The organism is Micromonospora sp. NPDC005171 (genome assembly GCF_040608575.1).
Taxonomy (GTDB): Bacteria; Actinomycetota; Actinomycetes; order Mycobacteriales; family Micromonosporaceae; genus Micromonospora.
On the sequence record NZ_JBEXIM010000027.1, the window covers coordinates 61,741 to 75,967 of the forward strand.

Sequence of the window (14,227 nt, forward strand, 5' to 3'; positions counted from 1 at the left end):
CCGCACATGGTCGAGCGGTGTTCGGCGGGCCGGCAAGCGGTTGCGCACAGTTGTCGTCACGACGCTCCGCCACTGTCAGACCAGGAACTCCTCCCGCATCCGTGCGCCCAGGTTGATCCCGCCGACCGCCCGTGGGCCGGCCGGATCGTGCACGGCGACGGTGTTGTTGCGACGCATCAGCTCACGGACCGCGGGCGGCAGTCGCGGCGGGTCGTCCATGGCCGCGAGGACCTGACCGGCGCTGGAGATCAGTCGATCGGCCAGCGCGGCGGCGTCGGTGTCCACCCGCACCCGGCCGTACTCCCAGCCGGACGTGGTGAGGTCGAGCACCTCGAACACGCGGGTCAGCAACGGGTTCGGGTCGGTCACCCGGTCGAGTCGGGGCGCCCGGCTGCCGAGCACGGTGACAGCGGCGGCCACCTGCGCGTACGGGTGGAATCCGCACGGCAACGCGAACAGCGGCCAGCGCAGGGCCGGGCCCGCCTCCTTCCACAGCGGCCGGTAGTTACGGCGGTGCACCAGCAGCCGCCGGCCCGTCCGTCGGTGGATCTCATGGGCCTGGGCCTGAAGGTCCATGTGGGCCTCGTCGGCGACCTGACTCACGATCCGGGTCGCCACCACCAGGCCGTCGTCGCTGTCGAGTGAACCGGTGAGCGCCTCGACCTGCTCGGTGAACCGAATCCGCGCGTGGGAGCCGTACCGGGACTGGACGTCGTGCAGCAGCGCCTGCTGGCGTCCCGGGTCGAGCTGGACTCGCCTACCGCCCAGCAACCGACGGAGCCAACGCATGTCGCCTCGATTCAGCAGAGCCGTTGCGGACGGCGGCAATGCTAGTGCGTCGACCCTCCCTCGTGTTCCCAAGGGGGTTGATCGACTCCGCTCCCGCAGACGGCGGTCACCGGCGACGTGGCGTGATCAGCCCGGACTCGTACGCCCACACGACCAGCTGGGCCCGGTCGCGGCAGTGCAGCTTCGTCATCGCCCGGTTGACGTGCGTCTTGGCGGTCAGCGGACTGATCACCATCCGCGCGGCGATCTCGTCGTTCGTCAGCCCGCGCGCGACCAGCTCGACGATTTCCTGCTCCCGGGCGGTCAGCACGTCGCGCCCGGCCGTCGGCACGGCCGGCGGTGGGCCGGCCACGAACTCACTGATCAGCGTGCGAGTGACGGTCGGCGCGAGCAGCGCGTCTCCGCGCGCGACGACGGTGACGGCGTGCAGCAGGTCGGTGGGGTCGGCGTCCTTGAGGAGGAAGCCGCTGGCGCCCGCTCGGAGGGCGGCGAACACGTAGGAGTCGAGCCCGTAGTTGGTGAGGATGAGAACGCGGACCGCGGCGAGGTCGGGATCAGCGGCGATGCGCCGGGTGGCCTCGATGCCGTCCAGGCCCGGCATCTGCACGTCCATCAGGACGACGTCCGGGCGCAGACATCGCGACAGGTGGACGGCCGAGGTGCCGTCGGTCGCCTCCCCGACGACCTCCAGGTGGTCCTCGGCGTCGAGCAGTGCCCGGAAGCCGGCCCGCATCAGCGCCTGGTCGTCGGCGAGCAGCACTCGGATCATCGGGGCTCCTGTGGCCGGCGGGCGCGATGCGGCTCGGCCTGGCTCAGCCGGCCCGTCATCGCGCGCCGTCCAGCGGGAAGGTGGCCCGCACGGTGAATCCATGGTCGTCGTGCGCGGCGGCCCGCAGCGTGCCGCCCAGTGCGCTGACCCGCTCCCGCATGCCGCGCAGGCCCACGCCCGGCGTCAGCGGCTCTGCCGGGGACGCCTGACCGTCGTCGGTGACCGCGACGGTCAGCTCCGCCGGGGCGTACGCCACCTGGATGTGCGCGGTCGCGGGGCCGGCGTGGCGGGCCACGTTGGTGAGGGCTTCCTGGATGACGCGGTACCCGGCCTGGTCGACGTCGTCGGGCAGGTCCCCGCGCTGACCGGTGACCGTCACCTGCACCGGCACGCCGACGGCCCGGGTCCGCTGGGCCAGCTCGTCGACCCGGGCCAGCCCGACGCGATCGCCGTCGGTGGGTGCGCGCAGGACGTCGAGGGTCGTGCGCAGTTCCCGCATCGCGGCGCTGCTGGCCTCCTGGATCGCCAGCAGCGTGGCTGACGGTGCCTCGCCGTGCTTGCGGGCCAGGTGCACGGCGATGCCGGCCTGCACCTTGATCACCGAGATGCTGTGGGTCAGCGAGTCGTGCAGGTCGCGGGCGATGCGCAGGCGTTCCTCCCCGGCACGCCGCAACGCCATCTCCTCGCGGGTGCGTTCGGCCTCCATCGCCCGCTGCTCGACCTGCTCCAGGTAGGCCCGGCGCTGCCGCCCGACGAGCCCGGCGACGTTTGCCGCCACGAACCAGCCGAGCAGCAGCGCCGTCCGTTCGACGATCAACTGGCCCGGTTGGCCGGGCGGCGCCATCGAGATGTCGCGGGCCAGGAAGCCACCGAGGAAGACGAGACTGGCAACCGCGGCCGCCGACCGTTTCCCCTGCCAGGCGGTGAGGTAGACCGCGCCGAGAACGGGAAACGCGGCGGACACCCCGGGGTGTACCCGGAGATGGACGGCCAGCATGGCGACGGTGACCGCGCCCAGCGCCACCACCGGGTAGCGCCGGCACGCGGCCAGGCCCACCGCCATGGCCAGGACCAGGGCGACGTCGAGCACCTCGACCGGCGCGGCGTCCGGGGTGAGCGCGGCGTTGCCGAGCAGGAGGACGCCGAGGGCGAGACCGCCGAGGGCGTACGGGAGGTCGCGGCGCATGGTCGCACTGTAGAACGGCTGTCGTCGGTGGAGCATCCCGCGCGCGTGGTACCTGCGGTGTACCACGGGCGTGGTATCCACGGCGCGGCAAGTGTCTGCGGCGGAACGACGCTTTCCCGGCCCGCCGCCGCGAGCATCGAGCCCATGACGTATCGCTTCTTCACTCCCACACCCCCGAGGGCGGCCACCGGCCGCACCGCGGCGGTCTACCAACAGTTGCGCGACGACTTTCTCGGGCCGTTGCCGACGTTCCAGGCGCTGTCCGCCGTGCCGGAGGTGCTGGCCGCGACCTGGGCGTTGATGCGCGAGGCGCTCCTCGCCGGGGACGCGCCCAGGGTCGACCGCGAACTCGTCGCGGCTGCGGTGTCCCGGGTCAACCGCTGTCAGTTCTGCGTCGACGCGCACGTGCTGCTGCTGCACGCGCTGGGTGAAGGGAGGCTGGCCGAGGCCGTCGCCCGGGGTGAGACGCCTTCCGAGCCGAGGCACGCCGAGCTCGTCCGCTGGGCGCAGGCGAGCCGCAGCCCCAGAGCCGCCGACTGGACCAGCCCGTACCGCCCGGAGACAACCGGCACCCTGCTCGCCTTCCACTTCATCAACCGGGTCGTCTCGGCGTTGCTCGACCCCGATCTGCTCCCCGGCGGCCTGCAACGGTCTCCGTTGGTGCGCTCGGTCGGGGGTCGGCTCTACGCCAAGGCGGCCCGGGAGTCGAAGGAGCCCGGCCGAAGCCTCCCGCTCGTCGACGCCGACGCGACGGCGGCACCCGCCTGGGCGGGGGACAGCCCGGTGGGCGTCGCCTACGCGTCGTTGCGCAACACCGCCACCCGGGGCGGGGACCTGCTGGGCGACGTGGCACGCGAAACCGTCACGGCCACCGTGCGCTGGGAGGACGGGCGGTTCCCGGCCCGGCCCACGGACTGGGCCATCGACCTGGTCCGGGATGTGCCGGGCACGGACCGCATCGGAACGCGGATCGCGTTGCTGGCGGCGTTCGCGCCGAGCGCGATCAGCCCGGGCGACGTCGCACTCTGGCGGCTCTCCCACCCGGCCGACGCCGACCTCGTGCGCCTGGTCGCGTACGGGGCGATCACGGCCACCGATCATGTCGCCCGGGCCCTGGCCTCGGCGCGCCGCTAGGAGGTAACCCCATGCGCAAGGCATTCGTCGTCATCAGCGCGCTGTTGCTCGTCGCGTTCGCCCTGCAGTTCGTCTTCGCCGCCGTGGGCGGGTTCACGAAACCCGCCGGCGACGACGCGTACGCGCTGCACAGCGTCAACGGCATGGCGGTCATCCCGGTGCTCACACTGCTCACCGCAGTGTTCGCCGCGCTGGCAAAGGCGCCGGGCCGGCTCATCGGGCTGGCGACCCTGCCGATCGGCCTCGTCGTCCTCCAGCCGCTCATCGCCATGCTCGCCGAGGCGTTCACCGACGCGTCGGGTGTCAGCACCCCGCTCGGCCTGACCATCGGTGGGTTGCACGCGCTCAACGGAATCATCGTGGTGCACGTCGTTGTCGGTGTGCACCGGGCGGCGCGACAGTTGGCCCTCCCGGTGCCGGCCGGCGCGGCCGGGGTGGTCGCCCGGGAAGGGGAGCCGGTATGACCACCGGGTCGCTGCTCGCGGCCGACCTCGTGATCGCGCTCCTCGCGGCCGCCGCCTGGCTCGGTGGGGGCGCCGCGTCCGCCGCCCGGCGCCGCCCGTTCGCACTGGGACTGGCGGCCGTCGCGCTGATCGCCACGCTCGCCCGCGCGATCACGATCACCGCCCTCGCCCGCGCCGGCTGGTGGTTCGCCGCGGAGAAGGTCCTCATCGCCGCCCCGCTGTCGCTCGTGGCGGTGGGCGTCGTCGGTCCGCGGCTGCTGCGGCCCCCGGCTGACATCCGGGCCGTCGCGGTCCCGCTGCTCTTCGCCGGGTACGCCACGAGCGGCGCCCTGCTCGTGACGGTCCTGCACGGCTATCCGGCGTCGCCGGGGGCGGGGTTGCTCGCGGTCGCCGGGGTCGTGGCGGCGACGGTGGTCTCGGGGCGGGCCCTCGGCGCGCGCCAGTCCCGGACGGTGTCCCGGGTGGCTCTCGCGGTGGCGGTCGCGGCGCTGGTGACCGGAGTGGGGCTCACTGTCGCCCCGGGCGTCTCGCCCGCCGTTCCGCACGACCATGCCTATCCGGCGACCCGGATCGCCGACGAACCTTCCCGGCGGTTCACACTGACCGCCGGGACCGCCACGGTGGACGCGGGCGGCCGGAACGTCGCGGCCTGGGCGTTCAACGGGCAGGTACCCGGGCCGGAGCTGACCGCCACCGTCGGTGACGTGGTGGAGGTGACGCTGCGCAACCGGGACATCGGGCGTGGCGTGACACTGCACTGGCACGGGTACGACGTGCCGAACGATCAGGACGGGGTGCCTGGGGTGACGCAGGCGGCGGTGCGGCCCGGGCAGGAGTTCGTCTACAGGTTCCGCGCCGACCAGGCCGGGACGTATTGGTACCACACGCACTCTGCCTCCGACGTCGGCGTGCGGATGGGTCTCTACGGGGTGCTGGTGGTGCGACCGGGGCTGGTGACCGGCCTCGACGTCACGGTGCCGGTGCACACCCTGGCGGGCCGTCCGTTGCCCGCGCCGAGAGTGGAGCAGGTCGACGCCGGCGTACCGGTGCGGTTGCGACTGATCAACACCGACAGCACTACGCACCGGTACGCAGTGGCCGGGACCGCGTTCCGGGTGGCTGCGATCGACGGCGTCGACCTGCGGGGTCCGACGCCGCTGGTGGACACCGCCGTGCTGATCCCGGCCGGGGGCCGCTACGACCTGGCCTTCACCGCGCCGACGAACCCGGTGGCGCTGTTCGTCGACGGACGCGCGGTCTACTCGACCGGCCCGGTGTCGACGGCGACCGGCGCCTGGCCGGTGCTCGACCCGCTCGGCTACGGCGCGACCGCTGCGGTGCCCTGGCCCCGGTTCGACAAGACGTTCACCCTGGTGCTCGATCGCGGCATCGACCTGCGAAAACTGCTGCCGCGGTACGCCCACACCGTCAACGGCGCGGCTGACCCGGACATCCCACCGCAGGTCGTACGCCTGGGCGACGTCGTGCTGTTCACGATCGTCAACCGGTCGCAGGTCGTGCACCCGTGGCACCTGCACGGCCACCACGTCCTGGTGCTGTCCCGCGATGGTGAGCCGGCGGCCGGAAGCCCGCTGTGGCTGGACTCGTTCGACGTCCGACCGGGCGAGGTGTGGAGGGTGGCGTTCCGGGCCGACAACCCGGGGATGTGGGCCAACCACTGCCACAACCTGGCGCACGCCGACGCCGGGATGACGCTGCATCTCATGTACTCGTGATCGCGAGGTCGACCGACAGCTCTCGTCCGTGTGCCAGGGTGGTTCATGCCCTTGAGCGCGTACCACCTCAGAGCGTCGGTCGCCGTGTCGGACATCGCGGCGGCGGTCGCGTTCTACGAAGGCAAGCTGGGCCTACCGGTGTTGCGGTCCGGGCCGAGCGCGACCGTCGTCGACGGCAGCCGTGTCTATGGTTCCGGTGGCGGGCCGGCACTCAACGTGTACCAGTCGGTCACCGCCGGGAAGACCCCGGCGACGCTGGCGACGTGGTATGTCGACGACATCGACCAGGCAGTTGACGAACTCGCGTCGGCGGGGGTCGAGCTCGTCCGCTACCCGGAGTTGGCACACGACGCCAGGGGGATCACCGCGCGGGCCGGCGGTGGACGCGTCGCCTGGTTTCAGGACCCCGATGGGAACACCTTCGCCCTCGAGGCCGACGTCTGATCAGCGATGCCGGTAGTTTTCTGGCATGACTGACGACACCTTCCGCTCGGTGGCGATCGAGCGCACCAGCCTGGGCAACTACGTCGTGCGGAACTCCCGGGGCGGTTCGGTGTCGTTGGGCACCGGCGAGGACGGCAGTTTCACGCCGGTGGAGCTGCTGCTGGCCGCCATCGGCGGTTGCACCGCCGTGGACGTGGACCACATCACCAGCCGTCGCGCCGAGCCGACCGAGTTCACCGTCGCCGTCACCGGTGACAAGATCCGGGACGAGGCCGGCGGAAACCGGATGCGGAACCTGCGGGTCGAGTTCACAGTGACGTTCCCGGAGGGCGCGGACGGCGACGCGGCCCGCGCGGCGCTGCCCCGGTCGTTGCAGCAGTCGCACGATCGGTTGTGCACGGTCTCCCGCACCGTCGAGCTCGGCACTCCCGTGGTGATCGCCGAGGCACCGGGGCCCAGCGGAGGCTGATCGTCGCTGAGCCCGGCTACTCAGGTCCATGCGGTTCGTTCGGGTGAGGATGACGGCATGCGTCGACTACTGGTGCCACTGCTGATCGTCCTCGCCACGGCGGTGGCGTGCGCCGAGCCGAACGCCCAGCCGGGTCGCTCGGACCCGACTGTCGCGCAGCCGGCGCCCACCGAGCTGCGCGCCGACGGCAGCGTCCCGTGGGCCGACCTGAAGATCACCGACGAGGACCTCAACGGTCGCCCCACCGCCCCGAGGGCGCCGGCCACCGGCAGCGAGCCGTGCCGAGCGGAGCAGCTGACCGGCCGGCTCACCGGCTGGACGCGGCCCGGCACCGGCGGTGAGACCCCCCGGGGCTTCGACGCCGCCATCGGCAAGCTCATCGGCGAGGTCGACGTGCGGAACTCGTCGACCGTGGAGTGCACCCTACAGGGTGAGGTGCCCACGACCATGCTCGCTGGCGGCCGCGAGGTTCCGATGCTCTACACCCACGGCATCAACGAGGAGGCCCGCACCCGGGTGGTCGCTGTGCCGGCCGGCGGCCACGCCAGCCTGCGCCTGGACTGGTCCGGGCCGTTCTGTCAGCCGCCCGTCGTGCTGTTGGAGCTCGCGATCGAGCTTCCGCACGACGGCGGCACTGTGCACGCGCCGGTCACCGTCGACGAGCGTCCCGGTTGTCCGCAGGGGGAGGGGGTGAACCCTCGGGCTCGGGGGACGCTGTCCGCGAGTGGGTTCACCGAGCCGGTTGCGGTGTCGAGGCCCCCGTCCTCGCCGCTGGACCAGCTCACCGTCGCTGTCCAGGGGCCGGCGACCGCTGCGGCCGGGTCTCGGCTCACCTTCCGGGTGACGCTCGGCAACCCGACCGACGGCCCTCTCGCGCTGAACCCCTGCCCGGCCTACCTGGTGGAACGGTTCTCGCTCGGCGACGCGACGAACGACGCGGTGAACTCGGCCCAGCTGTACCGGCTGAACTGCGGCCCGCTCCCGCAGATCCCTGCCGGCAGCAGCGCCGTGTTCGAAATGGTCGCCGAGGTGCCGGCGTCGATGCGGGCCGGGCGGAAGCTGACGGTGACCTGGAAGTTTTATCTGCCGCACTACGTGCAGCGGGGCGACCAGTTCGGTGCCCTCACCCTGACAGTCGTCTGACCAGCGTCGCTCCGGGCCGGTCGCACTGCGGAGTCGACAGTTGGTGCCAACCAAGAGATAGATGTTGTTGATGGTATGGGAGCGCTCCCGTAGCATACCTGACGCGGCCTGTTAACGCTCACAATCGGTCACCACACAGCGACCACCACCAATGTGCAGGCCGCCGTCCCGCGAGGAGGGTGCTATATGACCAGATCCAGAGCCACCAATGTCGGTCTGGTTGCGGCCGGCGTCGGCTTACTGGTGTCGTCGACAGTCGTCGCGGCGCTGCCGGCCGTCGCCGCGGCCGAGGGTTGTTCGGTGAACTACGCCGTGTCGTCGCAGTGGCAGGGCGGCTTCGGCGCCAACGTGGCGATCACGAACCTCGGTGATCCATTGAGCAGCTGGACGTTGACCTGGTCCTACGGCGCCGGACAGACGGTGACGCAGTCCTGGAACACGTCGCTGACGCAGAGCGGGTCGGCGGTGACGGCGAAGAACGTGGGCTACAACGGTGCGGTCCCGACCAACGGCACCGTGTCGTTCGGGTTCAACGGGTCCTGGACGGGCAGCAACCCCGACCCGACGAGCTTCGCCCTGAACGGTGTCGCCTGCACCGGCGGCACGACGACCCCGCCGCCGACCGATCCACCGCCGACCGATCCGCCGCCCACCACCCCGCCGCCGACCACGTGCAACCTCCCGTCCACGTACCGCTGGTCGTCGACGGGCCAGCTGGCGACCCCGAGGTCGGGCTGGGTGTCGCTCAAGGACTTCACCGTCGCCCCGTACAACGGCCAGCAACTGGTCTACGCCACCACCCACGACAACGGGACCAGGTGGGGCTCGATGAACTTCGGCCTCTTCACGAACTACTCCCAGATGGCCTCGGCCAGCCAGAACGCGATGAACAACGCGACAGTCGCGCCGTCGCTGTTCTACTTCGCGCCGAAGAACATCTGGGTGCTCGCCTACCAGTGGGGTGGGCCGGCGTTCTCCTACCGGACCTCGACCAACCCGACCAACCCGAACGGTTGGTCGGCGGCACAGACGCTGTTCAGCGGAAGCATCACCGGTTCGGGCACCGGCCCGATCGACCAGGCGGTCATCGGTGACGACCAGAACATGTACCTGTTCTTCGCCGGCGACAACGGCAAGATCTACCGGGCCAGCATGCCGATCGGAAACTTCCCCGGCAGCTTCGGCTCCAACTACACGACCATCATGAGCGACACCACCAACAACCTCTTCGAGGCCGTTCAGGTCTACAAACTCCAGGGCCAGAGTCGCTACCTGATGATCGTCGAGGCGATTGGTTCGCAGGGCCGCTACTTCCGCTCGTTCACGGCCACCAGCCTGGGCGGTTCCTGGACGCCACAGGCCACCAGTGAGAGCAACCCGTTCGCCGGCAAGGCCAACAGCGGCGCGACCTGGACCAACGACATCAGCCACGGTGAGCTGCTGCGCACCAACGCCGACCAGACGATGACAGTCGACCCCTGCAATCTGCAACTGCTCTACCAGGGCCGTTCCCCCAGCTCCGGCGGCGACTACGGCCTCCTGCCGTACCGGCCGGGTCTGCTGACCCTGCAGCGCCCGGTCTGATCAAGCTCGACCGACCCGGAACGGGCGGGCTCGGCGTCACGCCGAGCCCGCCCGCACCACGCCCGACCCCGGTCGGTTCGAGCGCTCAGGCCGACGGCGGCATTCGTGTAAGGATGTTGTGTGGGCTGTGAATCAACAATTTCGCCAGCGGTCGATCCAACCGCCTCCCCTCTCCTACTCCGGGGGGAGGGGATTGTGCTGCGAGACTGGCTCGACGCCGATCTGCCACACCTGCCGGGCCTCTTCGACGCACCGGACATGGCGGCGAACACCGATATCCCTTTCCCATTCGACGCGGACGCCTTTCTGGTCAGAATCCGGCGGCGCCGTGCCCAGGGCATTGTCGATCTGGCCGTGACGCGGGACGGCGGGGAGCCGCTTGGCCTCGTCGCACTCCACGCGGCGATCGGGGTACTGGGGTACGCCATCGGCCCGGCGCACCGCCGCCAAGGCATTGCGTCGCGTTCTCTGCGGTTGATGACGCGGTTCTGCCACGAAGAACTGGGCTTCACCCGAGTGCGGCTGAGCATCGTGCAGGGCAATGTGCCCTCGCAGCGGGTGGCTGAGTCCGCCGGATACGTCCGAAGCGACGATGACGTCATCGAGAGGACGAATGGGTTGGGGCAGCTGAAGCCGCTCGAAACGTGGCATTGGATCGCTCCCGCGACGTCCGGCTGACAAAGAGGGGGTACGACACGCGTCATCGGGGCAGCCGGTGGCTGACGAGTTTGGGACGATGCGCCGGTCGACCAACCGACATCACCCGACTCGAAGGGATCCCCCGCGATGGCAAAGGTCATCTCCACGCTGTTCATCTCGGCCGACGGTGTGGCCGAGATCGACCCGGACTGGCACTTCCCGTACTTCGACGAGAACATGGGCCGCGCCGTCACCGAGGACTATGACACCGCCGACGTGCTGCTCATCGGCCGCGAGACGTACGACAGCTTCGCCGGGGCCTGGCCGGGCCGGGAGGCCGCGGGTGGCGAGGACGCACCGTTCGCCAAGCAACTCGGCGACATGCGCAAGGTGGTCGTCTCGCGTCAGCCGCTGGAATTCTCCTGGCGCAACTCGGAGCTGATCAACGGCGGCCTCGTCGACGCCGTCACCGTGCTCAAGACCGATGCCGGCGTCCGGGGGATCCTCATCCCCGGGTCGATCTCCGTGGTGCAGCAACTGCTCGCCGCGGGTCTGGTCGACGAGCTGCGCCTGCTGGTGCACCCGGTGGCCGCCCGTAAGGGCCGCAAGCTGTTCGACGAGGGCGACGAGGCGTACCACCTGCGACTGGTGGCGTCGGAGGCGTTCCCGACGGGCGTCCTTCGGGTGATCTACGCGCCGAGCCCGGCACCGACTCCGGTCGGCTACGACGAGGTCAAGGACCAGGTGCCAGCCGGCAACTAGGGCGACCGCCGCGCCGGCCGTTCTCGGGCTCGGTCGTCGTACGCTCGTGTCAAGATCTCGTCGTGACTGAGTGGACGTACAACGACCGCCCCGCGGGTGTCCGGTTCCTCACCGATCGGATCCCCGAGCCGGGCCGCACCGCCGTAAAGGACGAGCTGTGGGCCTGGGTCGTGCGGGGTGAGGCCGACGCGGACGAGTTCGTCGACGTCTTCGAGCAGCAGGCCAGCTACCAGGCCGACCTGGAACGACTGCTGGACGAGATCGCGTTTCCGGTGCTCCGCAAGCACGGCATGCGAGTGGAGTGGAACCGCAAGCAGTCCCGGCGGATCAGGGTCACCGGCGCCCAGTGGTACGCGCCATTGGATTGACCACCACCGATGCATCCCACACTTCGGACAGGCATTTAGTGAGGGCTGTCGATATTGACGGCTGAGCTCGGCGGCGACAGGATCTCGGGCACCACCACCCCGATCCCTCCTGGGAGGCGCCATGACCCGTCCCCGCCTGCCCTTCCTGCGGGCAGCCACCCGGTTGGCCGCACTCGCCCTCGCCACCGCCGGCGTGCTGCTCACCGTCGCCACCCCCGCCAGCGCGGCCGTGCCCACCGGCCGCTACGTCGCGCTGGGCGACTCGTACACCGCAGGCCCGCTGATCCCCACCCAGGTCGACCTCAACTGCCTGCGGTCCAACCGCAACTACCCGTCACTGGTGGCGGCGTCCGCCGGCTCGTCGTCGTTCGCCGACGTGAGCTGCTCCGGCGCCACCACGGACGACATCCTCTACGGCGGCAGCGGCCAACTGGGCATCACGCTGCCACCGCAGCTCAACGCGGTCACCTCGAACACCTCGCTGGTGACGGTGCAGATCGGCGGCAACGACATCGGCTTCGCCGGCATCATCGGCGACTGCGCCGAGGCGAGCGTCAGCAGCCCGCTCGGATCTCCGTGCAAGAACCGGTACACCGCCGGCGGCGTCGACCAGTTGCAGGCGCGGATCGTCGCCGCCACGCCGAAGGTCACCGCGGTGCTGCAGGCGATCCGGCAGGCCGCACCGGGCGCGCGGGTCGTGGTGCTCGGCTACCCGGCGATCCTGCCGGACAGCGGTTACGGCTGCTGGCCGGTCGTTCCGATCGCCTACCAGGACGTGCCGTACCTGCGCGGCATCGAGAAGTCACTCAACGCGATGCTGGCCAGCGCCGCGAGCGCCAACGGCGCCACCTACGCCGATGTCTACACCCCGTCGATCGGCCGCGACGCGTGCAAGGGCAGCGGCACCCGCTGGGTCGAGGGCCTGGTGCCGCAGAACTCGGCCGCACCCTTCCACCCCAACGCCCGAGGTGAGCAGGGCATGGCCACCGCCCTGATCGCCAGACTGAACAGCTGACCAGACCCGCGACCGGTTGAGCCCGGCCCCGCCGGAAACGGCGGGGCCGGTGCGCCCCGCCGTCGGCGCGGACGGTCCTTCCCGACGCGGCACCACCACCCGAGGCGACGTCGCGGTGCTTGAGATCGCGGAGTCCGGGGTACCGAAAGTGTCATGGCGAGCGTGGGGCAAGTCATCGGAGACCGTTACCGCCTGGTCGAGAGCATCGCCAGCGGTGGAATGGGTGACGTCTGGCGGGCGGTGGACGAAACCCTGGACCGCTGTGTCGCGATCAAGATGCTGCAACCTCGGCTGGTCACCGATGCCGGCTTCGGCGAACGGTTCCGTCGCGAGGCTCGGGCGATGGCGGCCCTGCGTCACCCGGGTGTCGCCCAGGTCTACGACTACGGTGAGGTGTCGCAGTCCGACGCGTCGGTCCTCGCGTACATCGTGATGGAGTGTGTGCAGGGACAGCCCCTGTCGGAGCGGATCGCCGAGGTCGGCCGGCTGGGTGTGGCCGACACGATGTCGATAGCCGCACAAACCGCCCGTGCGCTTCAGGCCGCACACGACGCCGGCGTCGTGCACCGGGACGTCAAGCCCAGCAACCTGATCATCGAACCGGACGGGCACGTCGTACTCGTCGACTTCGGCGTTGCGGTGACGCAGGAGGCGGCGAGCCTGACCGGAACGAACCAGGTCGTCGGCACCGCCCTCTACATGGCACCCGAGCAGATCAGCAGGAACGAGACCACGTCGGCGATCGACATCTACGCGCTGGGGGCCGTCGTCTACCACTGCCTCGCCGGCAGGCCCCCGCACCAGGGCGAGCACGCCGTCGCGGTGGCGCTGCGGCATCTCGAGGAGGAGCCGCCGCCGCTGCCCGCGGACGTTCCGGCGGCGGTTCAGCGGTTGGTCGCCACCGCGATGGCCAAGGATCCCACCCGCCGTTTCCCGACGGCGGCGGCCATGGCCGCTGCGGCGCAGGCGCTCGCGGATCCGTCCGACCAGTTGGTGCGGACGGCTGTCGGCGCGCCGATCGCGGCTGCGATCGAGCGCTCGGAGGTCAAGCGCTCGGTCGTCGGCGGCGCGGCGGAGCGGTCCGGGGGTCCCGGGCCGAAGGTACTCGCAGTGCTTCTCGGATCGATGGCCGCCGCCGCTGCCGTCCTGGTGTTCGCCGATCCCACCGGAATGATGCCGGGCCCGACCGGGCGACCGTCGACGCCACCCGCCGTGTCGCCACCGGCGCCGTCGCAGCGCGAGCCCGGGCCCGGCGTCGGCGGCGGTGAATCGGCCACCCGCGGTTCTGCCGGCCTGCCGGTCCGCGCGCCCGCCTCCCCGACCCCGACGGCAGGCGTTTCGGCAACCGCGGGGACGGTCGGCCCGTCGACGCCGCCCGGCGAAAGTCCCCGGGGTGGGTCCGAGCCCTCCCCGTCCGAGAGCACCCCACCGGACCCGACCACGGCTCCGACGGGGGGAACGACGGCGGCGCCGACTGAGACAGCCTCCGAGGAACCCGAAGAGGAGCCGGCGGCGGACCCGACGAAGAAGCCGTCCGCGGGGGCACCGGCAGCGGAGGAGTCCGAGGCGCCGCAGGTCTAGCGATACCGCTCTGGCGTGGGGGGGCGGGGCCCCCCCCCCCCGGGGGGGGGGGGTGGTGGTTTAGTTCGAACGGTATGGAACGCAGCCGGCCGGCTCGGTTGGGTTGTTGGTGGGATTTTCGTTTATGCGGTTGTTGGTTGGGTG

15 protein-coding genes are annotated in these 14,227 nt (G+C 71.1%); 12 read left to right on the forward strand and 3 right to left on the reverse strand.

Going from position 1 to position 14,227, the window contains the following annotated elements; genetic code table 11:
* Positions 1-75: 75 nt before the first annotated feature.
* The 3 genes from ABZU74_RS25185 to ABZU74_RS25195 all read right to left on the reverse strand — a co-directional run bounded on the left by ABZU74_RS25185 (position 76) and on the right by ABZU74_RS25195 (position 2,744).
* Positions 76-789, reverse strand: a complete 714-nt coding sequence (locus tag ABZU74_RS25185) for a hypothetical protein (RefSeq protein ID WP_355428445.1) — start codon at positions 787-789, stop codon at positions 76-78.
* A gap of 106 nt (positions 790-895) precedes the next feature.
* Positions 896-1,558: a response regulator transcription factor gene (locus tag ABZU74_RS25190; RefSeq protein WP_355428448.1), complete on the reverse strand. Its 663-nt coding sequence runs from the start codon at positions 1,556-1,558 to the stop codon at positions 896-898.
* 55 nt (positions 1,559-1,613) lie between these two features.
* Complete coding sequence (locus tag ABZU74_RS25195) at positions 1,614-2,744, reverse strand: sensor histidine kinase (protein WP_355428451.1); 1,131 nt, start codon at positions 2,742-2,744, stop codon at positions 1,614-1,616.
* A gap of 144 nt (positions 2,745-2,888) precedes the next feature.
* Here ABZU74_RS25195 and ABZU74_RS25200 point away from each other — a divergent pair, with 144 nt between their 5' ends.
* From ABZU74_RS25200 to ABZU74_RS25255, 12 genes are all read left to right on the forward strand, one after another.
* Entirely contained in the window at positions 2,889-3,878 is a 990-nt protein-coding gene (locus tag ABZU74_RS25200) for a carboxymuconolactone decarboxylase family protein (RefSeq protein ID WP_355428454.1), read from the forward strand.
* 11 nt (positions 3,879-3,889) lie between these two features.
* Positions 3,890-4,342: a DUF6220 domain-containing protein gene (locus ABZU74_RS25205; RefSeq protein WP_355428457.1), complete on the forward strand. Its 453-nt coding sequence runs from the start codon at positions 3,890-3,892 to the stop codon at positions 4,340-4,342.
* Complete coding sequence (locus tag ABZU74_RS25210; protein WP_355428460.1) at positions 4,339-6,078, forward strand: multicopper oxidase family protein; 1,740 nt, start codon at positions 4,339-4,341, stop codon at positions 6,076-6,078. The genes ABZU74_RS25205 and ABZU74_RS25210 overlap by 4 nt, the downstream gene beginning before the upstream one ends.
* 45 nt (positions 6,079-6,123) lie before the next feature.
* Positions 6,124-6,522 carry a VOC family protein gene (locus ABZU74_RS25215; protein ID WP_355428462.1) on the forward strand — a complete coding sequence of 133 codons (399 nt, stop codon included), beginning with the start codon at positions 6,124-6,126 and terminating at the stop codon, positions 6,520-6,522.
* Between the two features lie 25 nt (positions 6,523-6,547).
* Entirely contained in the window at positions 6,548-6,991 is a 444-nt protein-coding gene (locus tag ABZU74_RS25220) for an OsmC family protein (RefSeq protein WP_355428464.1), read from the forward strand.
* A gap of 57 nt (positions 6,992-7,048) precedes the next feature.
* Complete coding sequence (locus tag ABZU74_RS25225) at positions 7,049-8,134, forward strand: hypothetical protein (protein WP_355428467.1); 1,086 nt, start codon at positions 7,049-7,051, stop codon at positions 8,132-8,134.
* 186 nt (positions 8,135-8,320) lie between these two features.
* Positions 8,321-9,718, forward strand: a complete 1,398-nt coding sequence (locus ABZU74_RS25230; protein ID WP_355428470.1) for a non-reducing end alpha-L-arabinofuranosidase family hydrolase — start codon at positions 8,321-8,323, stop codon at positions 9,716-9,718.
* Positions 9,719-9,913: 195 nt separating this feature from the next.
* The gene (locus tag ABZU74_RS25235) at positions 9,914-10,396 is read left to right on the forward strand and encodes a GNAT family N-acetyltransferase (RefSeq protein WP_355428473.1); all 483 of its coding nucleotides are present in this window, start codon (positions 9,914-9,916) and stop codon (positions 10,394-10,396) included.
* Positions 10,397-10,504: 108 nt separating this feature from the next.
* On the forward strand, positions 10,505-11,119 hold the full coding sequence (locus ABZU74_RS25240; protein ID WP_355428475.1) for a dihydrofolate reductase family protein: 615 nt from the start codon (positions 10,505-10,507) through the stop codon (positions 11,117-11,119).
* Between the two features lie 62 nt (positions 11,120-11,181).
* On the forward strand, positions 11,182-11,487 hold the full coding sequence (locus ABZU74_RS25245) for a hypothetical protein (RefSeq protein WP_355428478.1): 306 nt from the start codon (positions 11,182-11,184) through the stop codon (positions 11,485-11,487).
* Positions 11,488-11,608: 121 nt separating this feature from the next.
* Positions 11,609-12,502, forward strand: coding sequence for an SGNH/GDSL hydrolase family protein (locus tag ABZU74_RS25250; RefSeq protein WP_355428481.1), 894 nt, complete (start codon positions 11,609-11,611; stop codon positions 12,500-12,502).
* 153 nt (positions 12,503-12,655) lie between these two features.
* A complete protein-coding gene (locus tag ABZU74_RS25255) occupies positions 12,656-14,083 on the forward strand; it encodes a serine/threonine-protein kinase (protein WP_355428484.1) in 1,428 nt (475 codons plus the stop codon).
* The last annotated feature ends 144 nt before the right edge of the window (positions 14,084-14,227 follow it).